General features: G+C 63.7%; 19 protein-coding genes. 10 read left to right on the plus strand and 9 right to left on the minus strand.

What is annotated here, in order from left to right:
* Nucleotides 1-192 precede the first annotated feature (192 nt).
* Nucleotides 193-894 (plus strand): Crp/Fnr family transcriptional regulator, encoded by a 702-nt coding sequence (locus AC07PT_RS30045; protein WP_492345640.1) that lies wholly within the window; start codon nt 193-195, stop codon nt 892-894.
* Nucleotides 895-1,662: 768 nt separating this feature from the next.
* Complete coding sequence (locus tag AC07PT_RS30050) at nt 1,663-2,379, plus strand: Crp/Fnr family transcriptional regulator (RefSeq protein ID WP_494659139.1); 717 nt, start codon at nt 1,663-1,665, stop codon at nt 2,377-2,379.
* Here the strand turns inward: AC07PT_RS30050 and AC07PT_RS30055 are convergent, their stop codons facing one another.
* The gene (locus AC07PT_RS30055) at nt 2,380-5,835 is read right to left on the minus strand and encodes an AAA family ATPase (protein ID WP_494659140.1); all 3,456 of its coding nucleotides are present in this window, start codon (nt 5,833-5,835) and stop codon (nt 2,380-2,382) included.
* Nucleotides 5,832-7,103: an exonuclease subunit SbcD gene (gene sbcD, locus AC07PT_RS30060; RefSeq protein ID WP_494659141.1), complete on the minus strand. Its 1,272-nt coding sequence runs from the start codon at nt 7,101-7,103 to the stop codon at nt 5,832-5,834. Before sbcD ends, AC07PT_RS30055 begins: the two co-directional genes overlap by 4 nt.
* A gap of 235 nt (nt 7,104-7,338) precedes the next feature.
* Here sbcD and AC07PT_RS30065 point away from each other — a divergent pair, with 235 nt between their 5' ends.
* Nucleotides 7,339-7,974 (plus strand): YdeI/OmpD-associated family protein, encoded by a 636-nt coding sequence (locus AC07PT_RS30065; RefSeq protein WP_494659142.1) that lies wholly within the window; start codon nt 7,339-7,341, stop codon nt 7,972-7,974.
* 115 nt (nt 7,975-8,089) lie between these two features.
* Here the strand turns inward: AC07PT_RS30065 and AC07PT_RS30070 are convergent, their stop codons facing one another.
* From AC07PT_RS30070 to AC07PT_RS30080, 3 genes are all read right to left on the minus strand, one after another.
* Entirely contained in the window at nt 8,090-9,214 is a 1,125-nt protein-coding gene (locus tag AC07PT_RS30070) for a Fic family protein (protein ID WP_494659143.1), read from the minus strand.
* 122 nt (nt 9,215-9,336) lie between these two features.
* Complete coding sequence (locus AC07PT_RS30075) at nt 9,337-10,611, minus strand: DUF4397 domain-containing protein (RefSeq protein WP_494659144.1); 1,275 nt, start codon at nt 10,609-10,611, stop codon at nt 9,337-9,339.
* 210 nt (nt 10,612-10,821) lie between these two features.
* Nucleotides 10,822-12,957, minus strand: coding sequence for a secretin GspD/PilQ domain-containing protein (locus AC07PT_RS30080; protein ID WP_494659145.1), 2,136 nt, complete (start codon nt 12,955-12,957; stop codon nt 10,822-10,824).
* Between the two features lie 468 nt (nt 12,958-13,425).
* Between AC07PT_RS30080 and AC07PT_RS30085 the strand changes: the two genes are divergently transcribed.
* The gene (locus tag AC07PT_RS30085) at nt 13,426-14,781 is read left to right on the plus strand and encodes a lactonase family protein (protein WP_494659146.1); all 1,356 of its coding nucleotides are present in this window, start codon (nt 13,426-13,428) and stop codon (nt 14,779-14,781) included.
* Between the two features lie 508 nt (nt 14,782-15,289).
* On the plus strand, nt 15,290-16,741 hold the full coding sequence (locus tag AC07PT_RS30090; RefSeq protein ID WP_494659154.1) for a SulP family inorganic anion transporter: 1,452 nt from the start codon (nt 15,290-15,292) through the stop codon (nt 16,739-16,741).
* 129 nt (nt 16,742-16,870) lie between these two features.
* Here AC07PT_RS30090 and panD read toward each other — a convergent pair whose 3' ends face one another.
* Together panD and AC07PT_RS30100 are read right to left on the minus strand one after the other, a co-directional pair.
* The gene (panD, locus tag AC07PT_RS30095) at nt 16,871-17,251 is read right to left on the minus strand and encodes an aspartate 1-decarboxylase (RefSeq protein WP_492345631.1); all 381 of its coding nucleotides are present in this window, start codon (nt 17,249-17,251) and stop codon (nt 16,871-16,873) included.
* Nucleotides 17,252-17,500: 249 nt separating this feature from the next.
* Nucleotides 17,501-19,489 carry a sensor histidine kinase gene (locus tag AC07PT_RS30100; RefSeq protein WP_492345630.1) on the minus strand — a complete coding sequence of 663 codons (1,989 nt, stop codon included), beginning with the start codon at nt 19,487-19,489 and terminating at the stop codon, nt 17,501-17,503.
* A 94-nt stretch (nt 19,490-19,583) separates the two neighbouring features.
* Here AC07PT_RS30100 and AC07PT_RS30105 point away from each other — a divergent pair, with 94 nt between their 5' ends.
* The 3 genes from AC07PT_RS30105 (at nt 19,584) to AC07PT_RS30115 (ending at nt 21,897) form a co-directional block, all read left to right on the plus strand.
* A complete protein-coding gene (locus tag AC07PT_RS30105) occupies nt 19,584-20,288 on the plus strand; it encodes a response regulator transcription factor (RefSeq protein WP_494659147.1) in 705 nt (234 codons plus the stop codon).
* A gap of 230 nt (nt 20,289-20,518) precedes the next feature.
* Nucleotides 20,519-21,208, plus strand: coding sequence for a Crp/Fnr family transcriptional regulator (locus AC07PT_RS30110; protein ID WP_494659148.1), 690 nt, complete (start codon nt 20,519-20,521; stop codon nt 21,206-21,208).
* Between the two features lie 401 nt (nt 21,209-21,609).
* Nucleotides 21,610-21,897 (plus strand): hypothetical protein, encoded by a 288-nt coding sequence (locus tag AC07PT_RS30115; RefSeq protein ID WP_494659149.1) that lies wholly within the window; start codon nt 21,610-21,612, stop codon nt 21,895-21,897.
* Between the two features lie 198 nt (nt 21,898-22,095).
* Here the strand turns inward: AC07PT_RS30115 and AC07PT_RS30120 are convergent, their stop codons facing one another.
* Both AC07PT_RS30120 and AC07PT_RS30125 read right to left on the minus strand, forming a co-directional pair.
* Nucleotides 22,096-22,491 (minus strand): VOC family protein, encoded by a 396-nt coding sequence (locus AC07PT_RS30120; RefSeq protein ID WP_494659150.1) that lies wholly within the window; start codon nt 22,489-22,491, stop codon nt 22,096-22,098.
* A gap of 78 nt (nt 22,492-22,569) precedes the next feature.
* Nucleotides 22,570-22,986: a 4-oxalocrotonate tautomerase gene (locus AC07PT_RS30125; RefSeq protein WP_494659151.1), complete on the minus strand. Its 417-nt coding sequence runs from the start codon at nt 22,984-22,986 to the stop codon at nt 22,570-22,572.
* Nucleotides 22,987-23,112: 126 nt separating this feature from the next.
* Between AC07PT_RS30125 and AC07PT_RS30130 the strand changes: the two genes are divergently transcribed.
* Nucleotides 23,113-23,715 carry a TetR/AcrR family transcriptional regulator gene (locus tag AC07PT_RS30130; RefSeq protein WP_494659152.1) on the plus strand — a complete coding sequence of 201 codons (603 nt, stop codon included), beginning with the start codon at nt 23,113-23,115 and terminating at the stop codon, nt 23,713-23,715.
* A gap of 174 nt (nt 23,716-23,889) precedes the next feature.
* Nucleotides 23,890-24,428 (plus strand): transposase (locus AC07PT_RS30135; protein ID WP_494659153.1); only part of this gene is annotated, 539 nt, incomplete at its 3' end.

A 24,428-nucleotide genomic window follows, 5' to 3' on the forward strand; every position in this document is an offset into this window, starting at 1 on the left:
AAGACGACGGAATCAGCACTGGATAAAGCGGCTCGGCGCGCATGAATTAGGCGACAACTGTCTTGACACGCACCGAATCATCGCGGGCCCAAGTGGTACGACAACTCTTTTCGACGAGCGCCCCTGAGAATCGGGCCCGATTCTCACTTGTTGTCCGACAACAAAATGTCCACTTCAGACTATTCGTTGCCCATGAGATACAAAACGGATTTCATCCATCGCCCACCCCCTCATGTCGATGCGCGACTTCGCGCCGTGTCACAACGCCGGACCCTGGCCCGAGGCGAGGTGCTGCTTTCGCCCGACTCCCCCTGCGGCCTGCTGTTCGGCGTGATCACCGGCGCAGTCAGCACGGCGCTGTATGCCGAATCGGGCAAACGGTTCGGCAACACGATCTGGACCGAAGGCCATTGGTTTGGTGAGGCCAACCTGCTGAGCAAAGGCTCGCAACCCTTTTTTGCCGAGGCGGTTGAAATCAGTGAGGTGGCCGTGATGGACGAGCCCACGTTCAGACAGCTCATCACAACCGATCCTGAGGTGCTGCTTCACTTGGCCACGCTGGCCGCCAGCCGCTACATGCGCCTGCTGTCCTGGGTCGAGCACTCGGTGCTGCGCCCCATCCCCGAGCGCATTGCCCTGCTGCTGTGCGCCTCCTCCGAACGACGACACAACCAGCAACGGCTGGTCAGGGCCTCTCAGGACAGCATGGCCGACTGCCTTGGCGTGTCCCGGCAAAGCATCAACAAGTGCCTCAAGAGCTGGGAGAAGCTGGGCCTGATCGAGATCTTTTACGGGTCGATCGTGATCAAGGATGAGAACAGCCTGATGGCCGCCGCGTGCCAGCCGCCTGACAGCCACGAGCCACGCCACGCGGTGCCCGATCTGATGGGGTGAGGCCTGACCCGGCTCGGGGCCGAATCCATCGGGCGGCACCCGGCGACGGCGCCAATTTCAGACACAGCCCGCTGGGCGCCTGCGGGCTTGTCAATGTCAAGGCGCGGGCCTTGGTGCGTCGATGACGTTGAATGGGCCCATCCATCCCATCGCAAGCATTCAATATTTTGGAGTGAATCAATCGCGGCCCTGAACGACTTAATCGGCCTCGAAAGCGGCACCCTCACCTGCAAAAAATCAGCCCTTTGCTTTAACTTGAATGTCTGCATCGACCTGATTTACCCGGCACCCACCATAATGCCGCCGTCAATGAATGACAGGCTGTCTGAGGCATCGGAGCCAAGAATATTTCCACATTCATTTCGATCAAAATGGCCGGGGCCATCATCCAGCGATAACCAGGCCAGGCGGGCGTCTCGGAATATTCTCAGTCGATTCGAATTCAACATCACGGCAACCCAAGCCACTATCGATCAACTCCGCGCCTCCGTCCGATCACCCCACATACCCTGAAGAAGACCCTACAATTTTGTGCGGACGACATGCGATACCAAGAAAATACGGCTGGGCAGCGTCAGGCATCCGCCCTCAGTCTTTGAGTTTTCGTTGCATCTGTTATGTTTTCATAATTAATTGATAATTTTGACCATTCAGCCTCGCAACCCACTCCGGCTCCGTCCATTTTTATCGTCTCATTTATTGTCAATATTTGACAATCCGTTGCGGCCGAGTCACACCGCAACGAACGTGATCTTCAGATGAAAAAGAATGTCAAAACTTAACAATACCCAGCCCAAGGCTTTTGCAACCGATATGGTCAGCACCCTGTCGCCAGAAAGCCGACAAAAGCTGCTTGCCGTTTCGGAGCTGAAACGCGTGGAGGCGGGCGACATCATCTGGGACCGGAGCGATGACCAAGAAGCCATGGTCCATGTGGAATCAGGGCAGATCCGGAGCTACCTCTTTTCAAGCACCGAGCCTCAATTTGGATTCACCGATTGGGGACCAGGCAGCTGGCTTGGGGAGGCATTTTTGCTCTTGCCAGGCGACAACGTCTTCACCGTCGAGGCCATCGAGACCTCATTCCTGCGGATCATCCAACGAGAGGCCTTCCAGCGTTTGATGGTGCAGGACGCAGCCCTGGCCTGCGATGTGGCCCGGCTGGTCGCATCGCGGTACCGGCGGGTGCTGTGCTGGGTGGAAGAAGCGATGTCGCGCCCCATCCCGGAAAGGATGGCCACCAAGCTGGTCCGCCATTGCACGCCTCGCTCCAACGGAGGGTTCGTCTACTGGGGCTCACAAGACAACCTGGCCACCTGCCTGGCGGTGTCACGCCCCACCGTGAGCAAGATCCTCAAAAACTGGGAGCGCGACGGGCTGATACGGATCAGCTACGGGTCGATCCAGATCACGTCGTGCGAGCAACTATTGCAAGCCGCCCGGGAAAGCCCACCGACCACGAACCCCACGCAAACCACAGCGTGATCAGACCCTCAAACGCGAATGCCCCAGGCCCCCGCCCTTCTCCACCCGGATCTGGGCCGAGATGCGGTCTTTGAGGCCCTCGACGTGGCTGATCACACCGATCATCTTGCCGCTGGCGTTCAGGGTGTCGAGGGCACTCAGGGCCACCTCCAGGGTATCGGCATCGAGCGTGCCAAAGCCTTCGTCCAGGAACAGCGAATCGATCGAGGTCTTGTGGCTGACCAGATCCGACAAGGCCAGGGCCAGGGCCAGGCTGACCAGAAAGCTCTCTCCGCCGGACAGGGTGCGCGTGTCGCGCGCCGTGTCGCCCTGCCAGGTGTCCACCACATCCAGCTCCAGCTCACCCGTGCCTTTGCGGCGCAGTTGGTAGCGCCCATGCAGACGCTGCAACTGCCGGTTGGCCAGGTGCAGCAGGTGATCCAGCGTGAGACCCTGGGCAAAGCGGCGGAACTTGTCGCCCTTGGACGAGCCGATCAGCCCGTCCAGGCGCTGCCACAGCTCAGACTCGGCGGCCTGGGTACTCAGTTGCTGCAGCAGGGCCTGCTGGCTGATGCGCCGCTGCTCGTCGTCGCGCAGCAAGGCCTGCTGGGCGCCCAGTTGTTGGCGCAGATCGTCCAAGGCTTGTGACTGATCGGCCAGCAAGGCCTCCAGCTCTGCCAGCGGGGCCTCGGTCAGCGCTTGCAGCTGCAAGGTGTCGCGCTGCTGCAACGCGGCCTCGTGCACGGCCTGGGCCTGGTGCAGGGCCTGGGCCAGACGGGCTTGCAGGGCCTGCAGGCGTTCGCGCTCGGCCCCGGGCAGCAGGGCGTCGGCATAGGCCTGGGCGTCAGCAAAGGGGCTGGCCTGCAGCGCAGCCTGCCAGGCCGCCTCGGCCTGGGCCTGGGTCGCCCGCTGCTCGGCCAGGGCCTGTTGCAACTGGGCCAGTCGCCCCTGCAGGGCTGCGCGCTCGCGGCTCAGTCGATCAACCTCGGCACTCAGGGTGGCCAGCGACGGGGGCGGTTCGGGCACGGTGATGGCCGGTGCATCGAACAGGCCGCCCTGCGGCCCGGGCGCCGGGGGTTGCAGGGACTGCCAGCGCTCGGTCCAGCGGGCCTGCTCGGCCTGGGCGGCCTCGCACAGGGCCTGCTGGCGGCTCAGTTCGGTGGCCAGGGCTTGAAGGCGAGCCTGGGTCAGCTGCCACTGCTGCCATTCGGCATGGCGCAACTGAAGCCAGGCTTCGGCCTGGGTGGCTTCGGGCAGCTCAAAGCCGTCGTCGGCCAAGGTGGTCGCCAGCGCCTGGTGGTGGGCGGCCAGGGCCTCCGTGTGCTGCTGCACCGTGGCTGCGATGGTGAGCTGGCTTTGTGCCGCCCCCTGCAGGGCCTGGTTCAGCAAGTCCAGCTGTGCCTGGGCGGCCTGCCGGGCCTGGGCCTGGGCATGGGCCCGCTGGTGAGCGGCTTGCAGCACGGTTTCGGCCGCCTCGACCTGCTGCACGGCGTGCAGGGCAGCGGTGACCTCCTGCCCGGCCTGTTCAACGGCCTGGGCCAGGGCCTCGGCATCGGCCCACTCGGGGCAGGCCGGTGGCGCCAGGCCCAAGGCCGTGCAGGCCTGTTGCCAATCGGCCTGCGCCTGTTCGGCCTCGGCCTGGGTGGTTTGCTGCTCTTGCGCCCAGGCGCTCAGGCTGGCCTGGGTGCGGGCCAGGGCGGCGGCGGCGGCCTCGCCCTCGGTCCGAACCTCGTCAAGGGCCTGTTGCGCCGTCTGCAGAGCGGCCTGGGTCGCCGACACGTCCAGCGCCTGGTAGGCCGCCACGGCCGGGTGATCGGGCGAGCCGCACAGCGGGCAAGGCTGCCCCGGCTGCAGGTGCTGCCGGTGCGACTCCAGGCTTTGGATGCGCTGCTCCTGGGCCAGCAATTGCTGCTTGTCGGCCACCGTGGACTTCAAGGCCTTGTAGCGCGCCAGCAAGGCTTCTCGCGCGCTGGCCTGCTGGGTCTGCTGCTGCAGGCCTTGTTGCTGGCGGCTGGCCTGCCGCAGCGCGAGCGCCGTCAGCTCGCGCAGGCGCAGTGCCAGGGCCTGCAGCCCATGCCATCGGGCCTGACGGCCCTGGCTGGCCTGCCAGTGCTCGCGCCACTGGGCCAGAGGACGCCCGGCCAGGCTTTGCTGCAGCCCGGCCTGGGCCGTCTGCACCGTCGCGTCGGCCGCGGCCTGGGACTGCTGAGCCTGGGCCAGCGCCTGCTGCAAGGCCGGGGCCTGCTGCTGAAGTGCCGCCAGTTCGTCGGCCTGCTGGTGGGCCCGTTGCTGCTGAGCCACCAGCTCGGCCCGGCGCCGGGCCAGTTCAGCCAAGCCCTGGCGCCACACGCCCAGGGCCTCGCCCCAACGCGCATGGCGGGCATGGGTGCTGCAGAACTGATCGCTTTGCTGCTGCTCAGCCCGCAAGGCCTGCAGCTGCTGTTGCGCCTGCCGGGCATGGCGTTCGGCCACGGCCAGCGCCAGGCCATGGGCCTGCAGCTCCTGGGTACTGGTTTGCTGATGCTGGGCCTGCAACTCGCTCAGTGCCTGCACACTGGCCTGCACCTGAGACTGGGCCTGCGCAACCTGCTGCTGCAGCGGCTGCAGGGCCTGGGCGGGCTCACTGGCGGCGAGGCGGCGCAAGGCGGGCGCGGCCTCGTCCTGGGCCTGCCGGGCCAAAGCCAGCCGCTGCCCCGCCTCGGTGGCGCCCTGTTCGGCCTGGGCCATTTGCAGCCGCCACTGACGCTGCGCCTGGTGGATCTGTTGTTGCAGTTGCAGCGCCTGGGCCTGCGCCTGGAGCCTGTCGGCTTCTGCGGCCATGGCGGCGCGGGCCTCGGGGGCCAGCAGCGCCATGCCCTCGGCACGGGCCTGCATTTCTTTGAGTCGGGCCTTGGTCTGGCTGGCCTGTTCGTACACTTTTTGCGAGATCAGGCCGTAGATGTCGGTACCAGTCAGCTCTTCGAGCAGTTCAGCCCTTTCGTTGGCGCTGGCGTTGAGGAAGGCCGCAAAACCACCCTGAGCCAGCAGCATCGACTTGGTGAAGCGGGCAAAGTCGAGGCCGGTGATGGCCTCGATGCGCTGCAACTTGTCCTTGCTCTGGCTGCACAGGATCGCGCCATCGCCCCGGGCCAGCTCCACCTTGGGGGGCTGCAGCGCGCCGTCCACCTTGTCGCGGGCACGGTGCTGGCTCCAGAAGGCACGGTAGACCTGCCCTTGAACCTCGAATTCAACCTCGGCCAGGCAATCGGCCGTGTGCCGGGTCATGATGTCGTTGGCACTGGCGCTGATGGTCTTGAGGCGTGGCGTCTCGTGGTACAGCGCCAGGCAGATGGCATCCAGCAAGGTGGATTTGCCCGCCCCGGTGGGGCCGGTGATGGCGAACAAGCCGCTATCGGCAAAGGGAGAGCGGGTGAAATCGACCTGCCACTCGCCTTTGAGCGAGTTGAGGTTCTTCAGGCGCAGGCGCAGGATCCTCATGCGGCCACCCCCTCGGCCCCTTCAGCCCCATCCAACGCTTCGCTGCCCTGTTGCAGGGCCATCAACACGCTCCGATAGCGTTCGGTCAGGGCCTGGGCCAGTTCGGGCGACAGCGCCTCTTGCTGCAGGCGGCGTTCAAACACCTCCTGCGGGCTGAGTTCATCCAGCGTCTCGCGGGCCAGGGCGGCCAACTGGGCCGTGGCCGTGCCGCGGTCGCGGCGCACGCGCAATACCTCCAGGGGCAGGCCCTCGGTCATCTGCTGCACCCGGGCCGGCAGATCGGGCAGGTAGTCGTCCTGGCTGACCGTGACCTCCAGCCACAGCGGGCAGGCCGCGGTGGCCTGGGCCGCCAGTGCCGGCATGGCCTGTGCAAGTTCATCGAGCGTGCCGCGCACGGCTTGCAGGCCCTGAAAGCGGGGCACGGACAGTGGACTGACCTGCTGCAGGCCGGCATCGCCCAGGTCGATCAACAGCACCTCTTTGTCCTGCGCGGCTTCATCAAAACTCAAAGGAAGGGGCGAGCCGCAGTAGCGGATGTGCTCGTGCCCGCCCACACGCTGCGGCCGGTGGATGTGGCCCAGCGCGACGTAATCGACCGGCGGAAAGGCGTCGCAGGGGTAGGCCTCCAGGCTTCCCACATAGATCTCGCGCACCGATTCGCTGAGGCTGCTGCCCAAGGTGGTGAGGTGCCCGGTGGCGACCAGCGGCAGGTGCCGGCCCAGGGTGGCCCGCAGTTCGGCCTGGCGCGTCAGCGCCACCTGATACACCGCCGCATAGTGAGCCTGGATGGCCTGTTGCAGGGCCTGCTGCTTGTCCTGCGCGCTCTGCCCGGCCTGGCTCTGCAACACATCGCGCGGACGAATAAAGGGCACGGCACAGACGATGCACCCCGGCGTGCCATCGCGCTGCGGCAGCACCAGCACCTGATCGGCCGGCTGCGCCGCAGGCTGGGCCACCAGGTGCGTGCCCAGGCAGGCCAACAAGGCCTGGTTCTCGCCCAGCATCGCCACCGAATCGTGGTTGCCCCCCAGCAACAGCAGGCCCACGCCCGCCTCGCGCAGGCGCACCACCAGTTGGCTGTACAGCTCACGTGCATGGCTGGGCGGCGTGCCCGTGTCAAAGATATCGCCCGCCAGCAGCACCGCATCCACGGCCTGGACCTGCACCTGCTGCAACAGCCAGTCAATCAGGGCCTGGTGCTCGGCCTGGCGGCTTTTGCCCATGAAATGCTGGCCCAGGTGCCAGTCGGAGGTGTGGAGGAGGCGCATGGCAAATGTGAAGAGTGCGGTGAAGGCCGCGTGCAGCAGAAACGAATCGGTGAACGCCGGGTGTCGAGGGCTCGATTGTGCGGGCAGTCCGGGCGGCGCCAGCGGCGCCAAAGCAGGCCTGCACCCTTGCAGCGATCTGGATGGCAGACCAGGCGCGCCCGTCGGCACACAGCGCGCCCCAAATTGGGCCCCATGCCACCACCGACCACCGCCTTTTTGCGGCAGACTGTGCGCCATGGCCGCCCCGCAAGCTCAAGCTGATGTGAAACCGTTCAAGTCCGCCCGGGCCTTTGAGGCCTGGTTGCGCCGGGAACACGCCCAATCCGAGGGCCTCAGGCTGAAAATCGCCAAAAAGGGGAGCGGGATGGCCAGCGTCAGCTACCCCGAGGCCGTCGACATCGCCCTGTGCTGGGGCTGGATCGATGGCCAGAAGAAGAGTTTCGATGACGCGTACTTTCTGCAGCGCTTCACGCCACGCCGACCGCGCAGCGTCTGGTCCAAGACCAACACGGCCAAGGTGGCTGCGCTCATCGAGGCCGGGCGGATGCAGGCGCCGGGGCAGGCCCAGGTCGATGCAGCCCAGGCCGACGGCCGATGGGCCCGGGCCTACGACGGCGCTCGCACGGCCACCGTGCCAGACGAGTTGCAGGCCGCGCTCACAGGGTGCCCACCCGCGCAGGCCTTTTTCTCGACCCTCAACGCCAGCCAACGGTACGCGGTGATTTGGCGGGTGCAGACCGCGGTCCGGCCCGAGACGCGGGCCAGGCGAGTGACCGAATTGGTTGAAAAGTTGGCCCGGGGCGAGTTGGTGCACATCTTCAAGCCCAAGGGCGCGGTTCAGGCCGCCGCTGATTCCGGGTCTGGAAGCTGAAGGCACTCAGCCTGAGGCCCCATGGGCCCGCATCGTCTGCCGAGGCGGCCAAGAACACACGAAGCGATGAACGGGTAGGCACCGGCCATTGACCCAGGCCATTGCCCCAGGCCATTTACCCAGGCCATGCGACCAACTCGTAGGCTGTGCTGCGTCCGCCGCCCGGGGCTTTCTGCAGAACACCCAGCGCCAGCAACTGGGTGATGTCGCGCAAGGCCGTGTCGGGTGAGCATTTGGCAATGGCCGCCCACTTGCTGCTGGTGAGCTTGCCCTCGAACCCATCGAGCAGTCGGTTCAGTACCTTGATCTGACGTCCGTTCAAGGACAGAGGGGTCCAACGTTGCCAGCAGCGTGCCTTGTTCAGCACCGTGTCCAGAGTGGACTGGGCATTTTCCAGGGCCCGACCCAGGGTAGCCAGAAACCAGGACAGCCACTCGGTCACGTTCAACGAGCCTTTCTGCGTGCGCTCCAACACCTCGTAGTAAGCCTTGCGATCGCGCTGAATCTGCGCCGACAAACTGTAGAAGCGCTGTGGACTGCCATCGGCACGCGCTAGAAATAAATCACCCACAGCCCTGGCGATGCGGCCGTTACCGTCGTCAAAGGGGTGGATCGTGACGAACCAAAGGTGCGCCAGACCGGCCTTGATGAGGTCAGGCACCTCGGTCTGCTGATGGGCCCAGGCCAGGAATTGACTCATGTCGGCAAGCAAACGGCTGGCGGGCGGGGCCTGAAAATGCACTTTTCGACGCCCTATCGGGCCCGAGACCACCTGCATCGGCCCGTCGCTGTCCTGACGCCATTGGCCGACGGCAATCCGACTCATGCCTGAATAGCCCGTCGGGAAGAACGCGGCGTGCCAGCCGAACAGACGCTGGGCGGTCAAGGGCTCTTGGCAGCGAGCGGTGGCATCGACCACCATCTCGACCACCCCCTCGACCTGCCGATCGACCGGGGCCGCCGCACCAATGTCCACTCCCAGACGGCGGGCGAGGGACGAGCGCACCGATGCCGCGTTCAGCACCTCACCCTCGATCTCGCTGGTCTTAAGCACGTCCTCGGTCAAGGTGGCAAGACTGGCCTCGTCGCGCAACGCAAGCCCCAGATCGGCCAGTCGCCCCAGAAGCAAGCCCTGGGCTCGGCTGACTTTTGTCAGGGACTGGGCCAATGCAGACAGTTCGTAGCGCCAATGAGGCCATTCCGGGGACTGCCAGATGTACAGTTTTTCTCCGCTATTCATGCGGAGATTAGAGCCCTCTTTCCCCGCAACTGCAAATTTTTCTCCGCATTTGGTGCGGCGATTGGAGCAGCCAATCACCGCGCGTCCAGGCCAGCGTGATTTCACAAGCTGGCCTGGCGTCCTTAACGCTCCCGATACAACTGCCCCACCGGGCTGGCGGTGCTGCCCATGATGAACATCGAGTACAGGCCATTGGAGGCCACCGCGATGTCGCTCGCGCTGTAGGCCACGCCACCACTGACCGTGAGCTGGGTGCTGCTGTAGGGCGTGTTGCTGAGCACGCCCAGGGCCGAGCTGCCCAGGGTGACGCCGCTGACAATCGGCACATAGCCAATGCTGAGTGCGGTGGCTGCGGTGCTGGTGCCGCAGGCGTGGTACAGGCGCACGTTGGCAGTCGTGCTGGCGGTGGGCAGGCGGTTCGAGTCGCTCAGCAGCGTGGTCTGCGGCGAAGCGGGGTCGCCATACACCAGCACGGTGTAGTCGTTGCCGGCCGTCAGCGCCACGGTCTGGCTGGTGGTGGTGCCATTGATCGTGAGGCTCAGCGGCAGGCTGCCCGAGGCCACCAGGCTGTAGGTGCCGATGGCCGGCGACACCAGCGAAGACAGCAAGGTGACAGCACTGCCGCTGGAGGTGACCGTGGCACTGGCCACGGCCTGCGACGGCAGGGCCGACACCACCCGCAGGCGAGACTGGGTGTTGCGATAAGTGGTCGCGGTGCTTTGCTGCAGCACCAGCGTGGCATCGACCAGCACACCGCCTGCGGCCGAACTGAGCACCAGGGTCTGAACCGAGGTGGAAGCCAGCGTGATGCCGCTTTGCGAGAGGCGCACGTCATCGCGGGTGCCGGCACCGGTGACCACCAGGGTGTAGGTGCCCGAATTGAGGGTGTAGTAGCCCGCCAGGGTGATGCTGCTCAGCGACACCAGCGGGGTGGCGCTGGCCAGGGTTTCGCCATCGCCCAACATGTAGATGTCGACGTCGCCCGCGTCGGGGCACTGGTCGAGAATGCGCAGGTAGGCACGACTGCTGGCAGCCGACGATTGGTTTTCGGTCAGGGTGGTGGTGTGGGTGGAGCCCGAGAAGCCCGCCACCACCAAGGTATAGGGGCCGCTTGAACCCGACAGGCTGAAAGACGAGCTGTAAATGGCCGTGCCATTTTGATCCAGCACCCGCACGGTATTGGTGTCAGTGCCGACCGACACATAACTGCCCGCGTTGCCAAATGCCACGCCCGAGCTGATCACCGTGCCATTCACCTCCAGCGACAGTGCATTGGGCGAGCTGACATTGGTATTGAGCAGGCGCAGATTGGTGTTGGAGTTGCTGCCCCCGCCGCAGCCTGCCAAGGCAGTGGCGGCCAGGCCGGCCAGGGTAAAAGTTCGACGGCTGATGTCCATGGGATGTTCCTGCGTTCAGACTGAAAATGGGAGGGCGCGCGGAGTATCTCAGAAGGCTTTCAAACCCATTTGAAAATACCTTCTGTTTTATTCAACGCATATTTTTCTGCACATTAATTCACCTGGCGTTCTGTTTTCTTTACAGACACCGAAGCATTAATTCTTTGATATTTACAGGACAGACATAATCCACATGCCAGCCCTCATCCATCAACCCCCAGCAGGTTGCAGCGGCGAAGCCGCCGGGCTGGTCGGCAGGCTCACGGGTGAGCTGGCAGGCTGGGTGGTGGATGGGCTTGGACTGGCCGGCTCCCAGCCCTGGGGCCAGGCGGGCTGCGTTTCGGGCACCAGCACGTCACGGATGGCCGGGGGCAGCTCGCGCTGGCGCGCCTGCAAGGCCTGACGGCGCTCGTTGGCCAGGGCCTCGCTGCCCTCGTCGTCGGCGACCACACGGGGGCGCAGGAACACCATCAGGTTGGTTTTCTTGCGGGTCTTGCTCAAGCTGCGAAACATGGCGCCGAGCACGGGGATGTCGGCCACCACCGGCACCTGGCCGGCATCGTTGGTGGCGCTGTCTTCGATCAAGCCGCCCAGCACAATGATCTTGCCGTTCTTGACCGTGACCGTCGACTCGATGGATCGCTTGTTGGTGGTGGGCCCCGCGTTCGTGGTGCCGGCCGCAGTGGTGGCCGCCACCGAGGAGGACTCCTGGTAGATGGTCAGGCGCACGTTGCCGTTCTCGCCGATCTGGGGTTTGATCTTCAGGGTGATGCCCACGTCCTTGCGCTCGATGGTCTGAAACGGGCTGGAGGTGGTGCTGCTGGTGGTCGTGTATGAACCCGTCACAAAGGGCACGTTCTGACCCACCACGATCTTGGCCTCTTCGTTGTCGAGCGTGATCACATTGGCCGTCGACAGGATGTTGGTGCCCGACATGGTCTCAAGTGCCGAGGCAATCGTGCCCAGCGTGAGCGTGGTGCTGCTGCTGATGCTGAACAGCTGCGACCACTGCACGCCCAGGTCCAGGCTCTTGCTGGCATCGACCTCGACCACCAGCGACTCCACATACAGCTGCGCGCGCGGTGCGTCGAGCTGGTCGATCACCTTGCGCATCTCCCGAAAGCGCGGCTCCGAGGCGGTGAGGATCAGCGAATTGGTGCTGGGGTCGGCCTGGATGCCGCCGCCCGTGCTGGGCTGTGCCGACGCACTGACCGAAGGGCTGCTGCTGCCCTTGCTGCCACTGCTGCCGGTGCTTGTGCTGCTGCCCGCCGTCATGCTCGACGAGAAGCCACCCGAACTGTCCACCCCTGTGCTGCCACTGCTGCCACCACCGCCATAGCCGCTGCTGGTGCTGCGCGAGCTGTCGGCCGAGGGGAACGCCGCCCGCAACACCGTGGCCAGCTTGGCGGCATCGGCGTTCTGCAGGTGCACCACGTGCACGCCCACCCCGGTGTTGGGGCGGTCCAGCCGGGCGACCAGCGAGCGCACAAAAGCCATCTGCTCAGGGTTGGCGGCGCGCACCAGCAGGCTGTTGCTCTGCTGATCGACCATGATCGACAGGCCCGCCGTGGCGCTGCCCGTGCCCCCACTGGCTGAGCCCCCCGCCGCCACCGTGCCGGTCTGCGCCGCGGCCCCGGCACTGGCCGTGCGCAGTTGCGAATCACCCAGGCGTTGCAGTGTGCTGACCAGATCGGAGGCCACCGCGTGCTCCAGCGCAATGATCTCGACATCGGTACCGCTCGGGGTATCGAGCGATTCGATCAGCGTGGCCAGGCGGGCCAGGTTGCTCGCATAGTCGGTGATGACCAGCGCGTTGTTGCCCGGGTTCAGGTTGATCACGTTGTTGGGGCTGATCAGCGGCCGCAGCACCGGCACCAGGTTGCTGGCACTTTCGTGGCTGAGCTTGAACACCCGGGTCACGATGCGGTCGTCGCGCGGGCCCTCGGCGCCGGCCACCACCGAGGCCGACTGCAGCTTGCCATCGGCTTCGGGCAACACGCGGTACACGCCGCCGCTTTCCACCACCACATAGCCTTGCAGGCGCAGCGCACTGGCCCACAGGCTCCAGGCCTGCGAGGGGGTCATGGGGTCTTCGCTGGTGAGCGACAGGTTGCCCTTGACCCGGGCGTCCAGCAGGATCTGACGCCCGGTGATGACCGCCATGGCACGCGCCACCGATTCAAGATCGGCATTGCTGAAGTTCAGGGTCAGGGTGCGGTCGGCACCGGCCCGGTTGGCTGCAGGCTGCGATTTGGCGGGCACGGCCGTCCCGGCCAAGACGGGCATGTTGCCCTGAAGCAGGGCCAGCACGGCCGCAGTGGCCAGCATTGAAAGGCGTTGGGTCATGAGGCAACAATGAGCCGCCAGCGGCGCCGTCGAGGCACTCTTGGGCAGCGGGATGAAGAGGCGACAGCCCACGTTCGGGGCCGCGCGTCGATTCTGAAAGCGCCCCTTGGCGCGCATGTGTGCGGGCTGTATAGATTCGTGAAGCAGCACAGCCGCACCCGGCAGGCCCCAGCCAACCCGTCGATGTACCAACGCGTGAAGGCTCTGCAACAAGTCGGGTACATGCAACACCCACCCTGCAGCGCGCTTGGCAGGGCCGTGCCCTGCTCCGCACAATGCAGACCTTGATGAGGCGAGGCCACACGTCGGTGCTGCCCGGGCCTCGCCTCTTCTCTTTATTTCCGCTCTTCCCTCTTTCTCTTGCTCAGGGTTCGCAGATCCGCTTTCTTGTCTCTGTCCCTCGGTCGCCGGCCTGTACTGGCGCTGAAGGCCACTGACTCGAACGCCCTGCCGAACAGAACCGACCACTTGCCCCTCCATCTTCCCCAGACCATGCCTGCTCAAACGTTCATCCCGGCCCGCTCGGCCCGCACCACGCCGTTCGCCCTCACCCCCTTGCTGGCCGCGGCCGTGCTCAGCGCCTGCGGGGGCGGTGGCAGCGGCGCTGACTACACCTTGAGCGGCACCCTCAGTGGCCTGAGTACCAGCGGCCTGGTGCTGGCCACCGGCAGCCAGACTGTGAGCGTGGCCTCGGGCGCCACCAGCTTCACTTTTCCGAGCAGCGTGGGCAGCTATGCCGTCACCGTCAAATCGCAACCCACGGGGCAGACCTGCGCCGTCACCTCGGGGGCCAGCGGTACCGCCAGCGCCAACGTGAGCAACGTGGTCGTCACCTGCCGCGCCTACCTGGCCTACGTCACCCACGGCAGCAGCGAAACCGTCAACGGCTTCAGCGTGAGCACCTCGGCCGGCACGCTGACGGCCCTGGGCAGCAGCGGCATCGCGGCCACCGCCTACCCGCCCACCCACATCGTGATGAGCAGCGATGGCTCCAAGGCCTATGTGAGCTTTCAGGACAGCCCCGTGATCGCCGACTACAGCGTGTCCAGCAGCGGCGCCCTGACCCTGCTGGCCAACACCGCGGCCGTCAGCGAAACCCGCGGCATGACGCTGTCGGCCGACGGCAAGTACCTGTACAGCACCAACTACACCGACAAGTCGTTGGGGCAATTCAGCGTGGCCAGCACCGGCGTGCTCAGCACGCTTTACCCCACCTCGGTGGCCGCCGGCAGCACGCCCATCTCGGTGGCCGCCACCGCCGACGGCAAGTATGTTTACGCCGCCAACTCGGGCGACGCCACCCTGACGGGTTACAGCGTGGGCTCAAGTGGCAATCTGAGCGCACTCAGCACCGCCAGCTACAGCCTGAGCAGCGGCAGCGCCCCACGTGGCCTGGCCACCGCCAACAGCCAGTACCTGTACGCCACCCAAGCCGGCAGCGCCAAGCTGCTGGCCTACAGCATCGATTCGAGCACCGGCAAGCTGACCGCCCTGTCGCCGGCTTCGGTCAGCACTGGCAGCACGCCCTACGCGGTGGCCCTGCGCTCGGACGGCCGCTGTGCCTATGTGGTCAACCGCAGCGACAGCACTGTGTCGCAATACATCATCAGCACGGGCGTGCCCACCGCCCTGGCCACCGCCACCTTGGCCACCGGCAGCAGCCCCGTGGCCATTGCCCTGTCGCCCGACGACCGCTTTGCCTACGTGGCCAACAGCGGCGCCTCGACCGTGTCGGTGTACAGCGTGGGCACCAGCTGCGACCTGAGCCTGATCACCAACGTGTCCAGCGGCGGCAGCACGCCCACCGGCATCGTGGTGCGCTGAAGCCTGAGACACGCCAGGCCGTTTCAGACGGGATCGTCTGACGGTCTGGTCTCTACACCCTCAACAAGCCAGGCGTCACCACCCGCCGTTGTGGTCGCCTGAAGCGGCACCTTGGGCTGGATGGTGCCATCGGTCTGGGCCACCGACATGAACTGTTGCCAAACCGCCGCGGACGCTGAGGGGACGCGGACCTGCCGCAACCCGCTTCAGGGCGGGCACCAGATTGGCCGCCCGCACCGAAGGTTCATCTGACCTGGCTACAATTCGCGCGATGACTGTGCATCGCCTTGCCTCTTCGGACCGTGCCTCGGGCACCACCGAACACATGGCCGCCCGCTTTCAAAGTTTCACGTTGGCCCGCATCTCACGGAACGCCTGCCGTCGGCAGTCAGGCTGCTCGCGCCTGACGCCCCCTTAGAACAAAGCGAACGTCGACCTCATGGGCATGGACGTTCCATGCCTGCATCGATCACGCTTTCTCGGCCTCCCACCAGGGAGCGCCCTCGTCATGTCCCAACATTCTCATTTCTTTCGGGCCCAGTGGGCTCCGAGCATTCCGCGCGAGCTCATGGCCGGTGCCGTGGCCACCTTTGCCCTGATTCCAGAAGTCATCGCCTTTTCTTTTGCTGCCGGCGTGGACCCGGCGGTGGGGCTGTTCGCGTCATTCATCATCAGCATCGTGATTGCCTTTGCCGGAGGTCGGCCCGCGATGGTTTCCGCTGCAGCGGGCTCGGTCGCCCTGGTGGCGGCCCCTTTGGTTCATTCACACGGTGTCCCCTATCTTTTCGCCGCCGGCCTGTTGGCCGGCGCGGTACAAGTCCTGTTTGGCTGGCTCCGACTCGGCGTGCTGCTGCGCTTTGTCTCCGGTTCGGTGCGCACCGGGTTCGTCAATGCCTTGGCCATTCTGATTTTTTCGGCGCAGATGCCGCACCTCATCGGTGCCAACAGCGCCACCTGGGCCATGGTTGCCCTGGGACTGGTGGTGATCTATGGCCTGCCTCGGATCACCACAGCGGTGCCTTCGCCCTTGGTCTGCATCGTGGTGCTGACACTCATTGGGCAATGGTTGCATTTGCCGCTGAAGACAGTGGCCGACCTGGGTTTGCTACCAGATACCTTGCCGGTCTTCGCGCTGCCGACTGTGCCCTTCACGATGGAGACACTCCGCCTCATCGCACTCCCAGCTTTCGCGATCGCCATGGTCGGACTGCTGGAGTCACTGATGACCGCCAGCGTGGTGGACGAACTCACCGACACACCGAGTGCCAAAAACAGGGAATGCAGCGGCCTGGGCATGGCCAACATGGCGGCCAGCCTCTTCGGTGGCATCGCCGGATGCGGCATGATTGGACAGACGGTTAGCAACGTGCGTTACGGTGGGCGGGGTCGACTTTCGACACTCTTTGCGGGTGCCTTCCTGCTGATTCTCATGTTGCTGCTGAAGCCCTGGGTGGCACAAGTGCCGGTGGCCGCGCTGGTCGCCATCATGGTCATGGTGTCGGCTTCAACCCTGGACTGGGGTTCCGCGCGCGCTTTGCGGCGACATCCCAAACTATCAAGCCTGGTCATGCTGGCGACCGTCGCGGTGACCGTCGCAACAGGCAACCTGGCGGCCGGTGTGGCCATCGGCGTTCTGCTGAGCGGCGTGTTCTTCACATTCAAGGTGTCGCGCCTTTTGGTCGTGACCCGGACAGGGGATGACACACTCACCTACAGGGTTTCAGGCCAGGTCTTTTTTGCGTCCGCCGACTTGCTGGTTGACGCCTTCGACGTGCGAGAGGTCGAAGGCAGGGCGGTCACCATCGACTTGAGCCAGGCCCACTTTTGGGACATCACCTCCGTCACGGCCTTGGACAAGATCTGTCAAAGGCTGCGCAAACACGGCAGCGAGGTCGAGGTGCGCGGCCTGAACGACCACAGCCGCGCCCTGGTCTCGAAGTTGGACCTTGGCATCGAATAGGCCCCGCGAGCCCCTCTGGTGCATGCTTTGGCCACCGGACACATCGGCTGGCGACAGACATTGGAGTCGAGCAAGACAGTCACGATGGCGGGCACATCCGACGGCTGTGCTTGCTCAAGCTTTCAGGCCTCAGACAGCCTGGGTGGGCACCCCGTGCCGCAACTCGGTTTGCTTGTTGAGCCCATCCACAAACACCAGCTGGGGTTGATGGGCGCGAACCTCGTCCTCGTCCACCTGAGCAAAGGCAGCGATGATCAACAGATCGCCCACGGCTGCACGGCGGGCCGCCGATCCGTTCACCGAGATCATGCCGCTGCCCCGTTGGCCTTTGATCGCGTAGGTGATGAATCGCTCGCCATTGTTGATGTTCCAGATGTGGACCTGCTCGTTTTCAATCAGGTTGGCAGCCTCCAAGAGGTCTTCGTCGATGGCACAGGAGCCTTCGTAATGCAGCTCGCAATGGGTGACCGTGGCTCGGTGGATCTTCGATTTCAGCAGGGTGCGTTGCATGAGGGAGTCGCCGTTTTAAAACGGCCGGAGCATACCTTGCGAAATGCCCGATCCGACCCAAAACGCCCACGCGCGCCAACAAACCGCGACGGATAGCGCTACCTTGTCATGAGCGCGCCCACCGCTGTGCAGACCTTGAACCCCAGCCGGACCTCGGGAGCCTGGCGACACACTTGGGATGATCCCCATACCAGGGCTCACGGGGATGACACGGGACAGCCCAGGCCCGGGGCCTCGTGCAGTCCCCGCTCAGCTCGGTTGCAGCGTATGAAGCGCATCCGCCAGCGTGGGAGGCAGTTCAATCACGAATCGACACCCCTGCCCAGGCTCTGAGTACAGAAGAACATCCCCGCCGTGCAGCCTGGCCACGTGACGGGTGATCCACAGGCCCAGGCCGAAACCCTGAGCCTTGTCGTCGTACTGGCCGCGTTCAAACTTGTAAAAAATGCGGGCCTGCGTCTGCTGATCCAGGCCCTCGCCTTGATCGCTGACCGACAACAAAAGCCAGCCCCGGGTGTCCAGCGTGGTGCTGACGCTGACCTGGCCCTGCCGTGCGTACTTGACGGCATTGTCAATGAGGTTGGACAAAGCCATCCTGAGCAGGGTCGGGTCACCGATCCAGACCGCTGGATCCGGGGCCAGAGACAGTTGCAGCCAGTGCCTGGGCGACCAGTGCACCAGTTGGGTGGCTTCGTTCACCAGGTCGGCCAGATTGAACTCGGCGCTGACGAGCTGCAAGCCGCCGGCGCGAAAGCGCTCACTGCACAGGCTGTTGTCGACCAGGGCACTCAGGCGTCGGCAGGCGCGCCGGATTTGCGCGGCCTGCTCAAGCTGACGTCCAACGTCCTGGTCAGGAAAACTCATCTGCTCGGTGGCCGCACTGTCGATGATCGTCAAGGGCGTTCTGAACTCGTGGCTGATCATGCTGAAGAACTGCCGTTGCTCCAGCAACATGCGGCGTTCTTGATCCAGCGCGAGTTGCAAGGATTGCTGGGCCTTGCCCAGCTCGGCCGTGCGTTCACTCACCCGCGTCTCCAACATGCGCTCCGACGCAGCCAATGCCCGATGGGCCTGGGTTCTGGCTTCGTGGGCCCGTTTGAAGCGCTGGTACAACCCTGCCCCGATCGCTGCGGCGGCCATGGTCAGCAGCAGCAGCAACTGGAATTGCCAGACCAGCGCAGTGTCGTGCTTGACCACCCGCGTCCCGGTGAACTCGGCCAGGGTGAGCACGATGTTGCCCGATTGGAATACAAAGGTCACCAACAGCAGGCCCCGTTCAACACTCCAGCCACGTTGCCGGATGTCTGCACCACAGATCCAGCTGCCTGCAAAGACGCTCAGCATCGGGCAGACGATGCCCAGCAGGGCAAAGCGCCCGTAGCAGCCGAGGGGGATGCTGAGCATCGCGGCGACGTTGGCCAGGCACAGCAGGCGCAAAAACACCTGCACGGCGCGCCATCGGGCCTGCCCGCGGGTCACCAACTCGGTCGTCAGCCAGGCCACGCCGGCCGCGACCGAGAACGAGCCCAGGCCCACCATCGCGCTGGCCCAGGCCGGGTGCTGCTCCAGCAACCAGATGTTGGTGTACCCATGAAGATTGAAGGCGTGAATCAGGGTCAAGACCCCCAAGACACCTGTGGCGGCCAGGCGCCGTTCCTTGAAGATCACGGCACCACCGCCCACCAGCAAGAGCAATGAGAAGCCCAGGCCGAAATACAGCCCCAGGCCCCATCCCTCGCGCTCGGTCTGGCCCAGCAGATCGTCCGGGCGCCACAGACTGGCATAGACCCGCATCACGCTGCTGCTCTGCACCCGGATCAGGACGGGCTCAGCAGGGTTCAATCGAAAAAGAAACTTGCGTGTCGACAGGCGCTCAGCCGAGGGCCGCAGGTCCCCCGCATCTTGCTGCGTCCACTGCCCTTGACGGCGTTGATAGAGCGAGATCCAGTCGAGGTAGGGCGGGCTGATCTGCAGCAGCAGATCGGGCTCGTGCTGCAACTCGGGCGGTACCGTCAGGCGCAGCCAGACCACGTTTCGGGTGTAGCCTTCGCTCACGGGGCCCTGAAGCCATTGAAACTCAGTGTCGGGCTTGGCCGCCACGGTATCGACCGTGGCTTGGCCAGTGACATCAATCCATTGCTGCCACGGCCATTGACTGCCCAGAAGGATAGGATTTCCGGCCTCCAGCCGATGGCGCCATTCCCCCGCATGCAACCCGTAGCTCCCCAATAACAGCATCAGACACACCAGCCACTTGGTTGTGAGTTTTTGTGAGTATTTGTACATGGCGCGTTCCGTGCGGGGCCTGGAGAATCCAAGATCAAAACCTTTCATGATGCCTCAACAAGCCGCCTCTTCTACCACCGCTCCCAGCATTGCTGTCGTGGAGGACGACGAAGACATTCGCAACAATGTCTGTCGCTTCCTCGTCAAATCAGGCTTCAGGGCTTGGGGGGTTGAATCGGCCGAAGACTTCTATGTAGCCTTGCTCAGAGAGCACGCCGATCTGGTGCTGGTGGACCTTGGTCTGCCCGGTGAAGATGGCCTGTCGCTGGTCAAGCGATTGGCCGTACAAGGCATCCCCGTGGTGATTTTGACGGCACGGGGCGAACTCAGCAGCCGCATCGCGGGCCTGGAGTCCGGGGCGCTGCAATACTTCGTGAAACCCACCGACCTCAATGAGTTGGTGGCCGGCATCCGATCCTTGCTGCGGCGCACGGGCCAGCCCTCGGCGGGCCAGACCACCGTGACGGCTTGGCGCCTGCAAGCCAACGAAGCCCTGCTGATGTCACCCGACAACAAGTCGGTTCCGCTGACAACCCGAGAGCTGCAACTGTTGGGCTGCCTGGCGAAAACACCGGGCACCGTCGTCAGCAAGACTGACTTGATTGAGTCGATGGGGGGTGGCGATTCCGAAGAGGCTTTTCACCGCATTGAATCTCAACTCAATCGCCTGCGCCGCAAAACCCTGACCGAGACGGGCCTGCCCTTGCCCGTGCGAGCCGTCTTTGGCAGAGGCCTGGTCTTTGTGCCGTGACGCCGATGCAGATTCAGATGCAGACGATTTCTGTGGTGGCTTGTCACGCAGGCAGCTCACGAGATGCCGAGAGGGCTGCGCATGTTCGCGGATGGCCGCTGGGCATTGGCCCCATGTCGATGGGCTTCCACGGGGCGTGGGCTGGCTTGCCGGCCAGCAAGACAACGAATGATCGTGTGGGGTCGCGAATTTCGCGGCCTGCCGCAAACTGAAAAGAACCAAATAACAAGATGAGTACCATCGTCTCAAACTTGGATCTGCTGAAACGCATTCCTCTGTTTTCCTTGCTGACCGCGGCGCAAGCCGAGGCCATTGCCTTGACTGTGAACAAGCGCCACTACAAGCGGGGCGAGGTTCTGGTTCGGCAACACCACCAGGCCCATGAGCTGTTTGTCTTGCTGGCGGGCCGGGTGCGCGTGTTTTCCAGTGACAGCAAGGGGCGCCAACTCGTTATGAACAAGCTGCGCAAAGGCGAGATCCTGGACGAGATGAGCCTCATCGACGATCAACCGCACGCAGCCACCGCCCAGGCCGAGATCCCCACCGACGTGCTGACCGTGAGCCGGTCTGATTTCCAACGCTGCCTGCAAGAAAACAGACATGTCGCTTATGCCGTCATGAATCACCTGGTGCAGCGCCTGCGTCAGGCCAATGGCAAGATTGAATCGCTGGCACTCATGGACGTTCACGGCCGCGTCGAGCGCGCCCTGGTGGAGCAGGCCGAGCCCACCGACGATGGCTTGATGGTGATCCATGAAAAGATATCCCGCCAGGACATCGCCAAGATGGTCGGTGCCTCGCGAGAAATGGTGAGCCGGGTGATGAAAGACCTGGAGGCACAGGGCTACATCCAAACGGACTCGCCCTGCCGAATGACACTCAGAGAACCCTTGCTGCGCCATCTGGCGTCACAGCCATGAGATCAAGCGCCCATCGACCAACCAGGCCTGTCCGCCGACCTCATACCGCTAGGCGACCCTGATGGGTTCGACATTGGCAGAAAACCGTGGCGCATGCCGCCGTGCCAGAAAACAGGACCATGGCCCGCCAATGGGCACAAGCCCAAGCACCGGGCCATGAATGCAACAGGTAGCACCCCATGAGACGGCCTTCTTGAGCAAGGCCACCAACTCTTCGGCGCCTTTGTCGAGGCCCACCCGCGCAGCCTTGAGGCGCCCGATGGCTTCGAGTCTCACAGAGCAGCACGAAACCATGACCCGCCCACATCCCCGGCCCCCCTCCTGAGGGTGCCACGCCCACTAGGCGCCCCTTGGCCCCAGCGGCCAACCCCATCCCAATCCAGCGCTGAAGGGGGTGGCAAATGGCCCACAAAACCAGACCAGCAGCCCCACCCCACTGCGAACAAGCCGCCACCCTGGCGCTGACCCTGCAAGACGAGTTCAGCCGCCTGAAAGAAGCCCACCAGGCCCAGGCCTGCATCAACAGCCTGCTGTCACCGCATCAACTGCCCACACACGAACAACCCGAAGAGTTCAGCGTCACGCCTGAAGACCTGCGAGCCTTGTTGCGGGTGACGCAGGCAGAGGTGGAGAGACGGGCGGACGCTGTGGAGGCGGCTATTGGGGAGTTGAGGGGGGTGTTGGGGTGAGGGGTGGGTGGCGGCTTTGCGGCGGGTGCTGACCTTGGCGGTATGCTTGCGAAAGGCTGATATCGGCCAGAAGGAGCCGGTCGAACGATTAACCTAATAGCCGCCCTTCAAAATCCTGTTTGACTGCCGACGACCTTCGGATTACGCGAAGCAGAGCATGCCCGGAACGGCCATGCTCCGCTAGCGCAGCGCGCGATCTCACTCAGCGCAGTTCAGCATCCACTGAACACCAAATCGATCGGTCAATTTGCCGTAATAGTCCCCCCAGGGTTGGATGCCCAAGGGGGTTGTGATGGTGCCGCCAGCACTCAGCGCGTTGAAGAGTTCGCGTGTGGAGTCGCGGTCGTCCATTGCCAATAAGTGTGCAGAACCCCGCATCGGTTCCGCGTCGTCATTGTCCGAGGCATAAAAGTGCAGAGCAGGTCCTTGGAACTTGGCATGCATGACCTTCCCACGCATAGCCTCGTTTCTTACCGGCATGCCGTCTACTCCGTAGCGCAGAACCTCGACAACATGGCCAAGGCCACATTGCGCATAAAAAGCCAAGGCTTGGTCACAGTTGGTGGTGAAGAAAAGATAGTTCGAGAGTTGCATACTGGTCTCACTGAGTTGTGAGGAGGCCTCAACGCGGTCGTCCCGAATCTGGGGACCTTGTTGCTGCCCCCAGATGTATCAGGCTGGAACACCACCCTCGCTAAGTTGCGCATTGCTGAGGGCCATTCCGGCAATGCCCCAAGCCCCATCCACCGCGTGTACCACATTGACCCATATGCGCTCCTTCGGATGGTGCGCGCCAGACAGTTCATAAACGATGTTCGTGGCCTCTTCGATGTAGCCGACTTGAATCTCACGGCTAGCAAACGCGAAGGACGGGACCTTCCATTCAATGAAGGCCACAGAGGCTTCCTGTGATCCCGAATACGTATGCTCCCTCGGCAGGACGTGGATCGAGCCAACGATATTCGGTGTCATCGCCTTATTTCCAGCCAGGCCGTGCCACTTGAGCATGGCATCGGACAGGCGGCTGAAAGCGACTTTTTCCAGACCTTCGGGAAGAACGCCCTCGGTAAGGGTGAGCGTAAGTGGCATAGGTACTCCAAACAGATAGAACGGCGTCGACCCATACCCTGCGCATCGGCATGGCATTTCAAGTAACGACCGTTATTTAATATCGCATAACGATCGTGTTTCGGCAACTACAATCATCAACTTCACATGTCGAAGGAGCTAATCGTGTCAAGGTCAGAACAGAAGTTGCAGACGCGGCAGCAACTCCTGCAGGGCGCGGGGCGCGGCTTTCGCAAGGCAGGCTTTGGTGGGATAGGGGTAGACGGCCTTGCAAAAGAAGCAGGACTGACGTCGGGCGCCTTCTACGTTCATTTCGACTCAAAGGCCCAAGCATTCCGGGAATCGGTCGCACAGGGCATGGCTGAATTGAGGGGCGGGGTGCTGTACTTCCAAGAACAACACGGACACGCTTGGTGGCCGGAATTTGTGCGCTTCTACCTCAGCGCCAAGCGAACCTGCGACTTGTCAGAAAGTTGCACGTTGCAGACGATGCCGACAGAGGTGTCTCGATCAGACGAAGCCTCGCGCACAACTTTCGAAGACGCTTTACGCGACGTCGCACAGGCAGTCGTAGATGGACCAGACTCACCAAATGCGCCGCGAGACATAGAGGCTGCTTGTGCCGCCCTATCGGCGCTGGTGGGTGCGGTCACGCTCGCACGAGCAGTTATCCACAGTGCGTTCGCGGATCAAATTGCCGCAGGGACGGAACATGCCTTGCTCGGAATCCGACCTACTCTACCTGCGTGAGACCAACAAGAAGTCTTTATAGGTGAAGTGAGGTGCCGCGAATTTCGCATTCATGGTTCAACGCTAAATTGCGAGAAGGACAGCTTTGGTAGACGGCCGACTGACGGCTAAGGGCGGCGGATTCAACCGGTCGATGCAACACACTAGCAGTGCACGTTGTGCAAGGAGATTCGTGTGAAGCAAAGACCAAGGATTTACTACACCGCCGCCCAAAAAACGGTGATGTGGGAGGAGTGGAAGAAGGGCAAGACGCTCCATCAGATCGGACTGCTCTTCGATCGACCTCACACCTCTATCCATAACATTCTTTCGCAGACAGGTGGAATCCGTCCACCAGAGCGACGACGGTCCTGCAAGGCTTTGACAATGGCCGAGCGCGAAGAAATATCCAGAGCCCTGGCAATCGGCGATTCGATTCGAACTATTGCTAAGCGATTGGGCCGAGCACCGTCCACGGTCAGCCGGGAGCTTCATCGAAATGGCGGCCTTCTTCGTTACCGAGCCACCTCGGCTGACGAGTCAGCCTGGGAACGCGCCCGCCGGCCCAAACGCTGCAAATTGGCGACTAACCCTCGCTTGGCCCAAATCGTGGCAACCAAGCTGCAGAATCAGTGGTCGCCAGAGCAGATCGCTGGTTGGCTCAAGCATACTTACCCGAGCGACCCCAGTCTCCACGTGTCCCACGAAGCCATCTACCGAACGCTTTTCATCCA

It is taken from the genome of Curvibacter sp. GW821-FHT09D12 (assembly GCF_059416245.1).

What these genes read in the sequence shown, in the direction of transcription:
- AC07PT_RS30045 (WP_492345640.1), top strand. Translation starts at nt 193, where the DNA reads ATGAGATACAAAACGGATTTCATCCATCGCCCACCCCCTCATGTCGAT.
- AC07PT_RS30050 (WP_494659139.1), top strand. Translation starts at nt 1,663, where the DNA reads ATGTCAAAACTTAACAATACCCAGCCCAAGGCTTTTGCAACCGATATG.
- AC07PT_RS30055 (WP_494659140.1), bottom strand. Translation starts at nt 5,835, where the DNA reads ATGAGGATCCTGCGCCTGCGCCTGAAGAACCTCAACTCGCTCAAAGGC.
- sbcD (WP_494659141.1), bottom strand. Translation starts at nt 7,103, where the DNA reads ATGCGCCTCCTCCACACCTCCGACTGGCACCTGGGCCAGCATTTCATG.
- AC07PT_RS30065 (WP_494659142.1), top strand. Translation starts at nt 7,339, where the DNA reads ATGGCCGCCCCGCAAGCTCAAGCTGATGTGAAACCGTTCAAGTCCGCC.
- AC07PT_RS30070 (WP_494659143.1), bottom strand. Translation starts at nt 9,214, where the DNA reads ATGAATAGCGGAGAAAAACTGTACATCTGGCAGTCCCCGGAATGGCCT.
- AC07PT_RS30075 (WP_494659144.1), bottom strand. Translation starts at nt 10,611, where the DNA reads ATGGACATCAGCCGTCGAACTTTTACCCTGGCCGGCCTGGCCGCCACT.
- AC07PT_RS30080 (WP_494659145.1), bottom strand. Translation starts at nt 12,957, where the DNA reads ATGACCCAACGCCTTTCAATGCTGGCCACTGCGGCCGTGCTGGCCCTG.
- AC07PT_RS30090 (WP_494659154.1), top strand. Translation starts at nt 15,290, where the DNA reads ATGTCCCAACATTCTCATTTCTTTCGGGCCCAGTGGGCTCCGAGCATT.
- panD (WP_492345631.1), bottom strand. Translation starts at nt 17,251, where the DNA reads ATGCAACGCACCCTGCTGAAATCGAAGATCCACCGAGCCACGGTCACC.
- AC07PT_RS30100 (WP_492345630.1), bottom strand. Translation starts at nt 19,489, where the DNA reads ATGCTGTTATTGGGGAGCTACGGGTTGCATGCGGGGGAATGGCGCCAT.
- AC07PT_RS30105 (WP_494659147.1), top strand. Translation starts at nt 19,584, where the DNA reads ATGATGCCTCAACAAGCCGCCTCTTCTACCACCGCTCCCAGCATTGCT.
- AC07PT_RS30110 (WP_494659148.1), top strand. Translation starts at nt 20,519, where the DNA reads ATGAGTACCATCGTCTCAAACTTGGATCTGCTGAAACGCATTCCTCTG.
- AC07PT_RS30115 (WP_494659149.1), top strand. Translation starts at nt 21,610, where the DNA reads ATGGCCCACAAAACCAGACCAGCAGCCCCACCCCACTGCGAACAAGCC.
- AC07PT_RS30120 (WP_494659150.1), bottom strand. Translation starts at nt 22,491, where the DNA reads ATGCAACTCTCGAACTATCTTTTCTTCACCACCAACTGTGACCAAGCC.
- AC07PT_RS30125 (WP_494659151.1), bottom strand. Translation starts at nt 22,986, where the DNA reads ATGCCACTTACGCTCACCCTTACCGAGGGCGTTCTTCCCGAAGGTCTG.
- AC07PT_RS30130 (WP_494659152.1), top strand. Translation starts at nt 23,113, where the DNA reads ATGTCGAAGGAGCTAATCGTGTCAAGGTCAGAACAGAAGTTGCAGACG.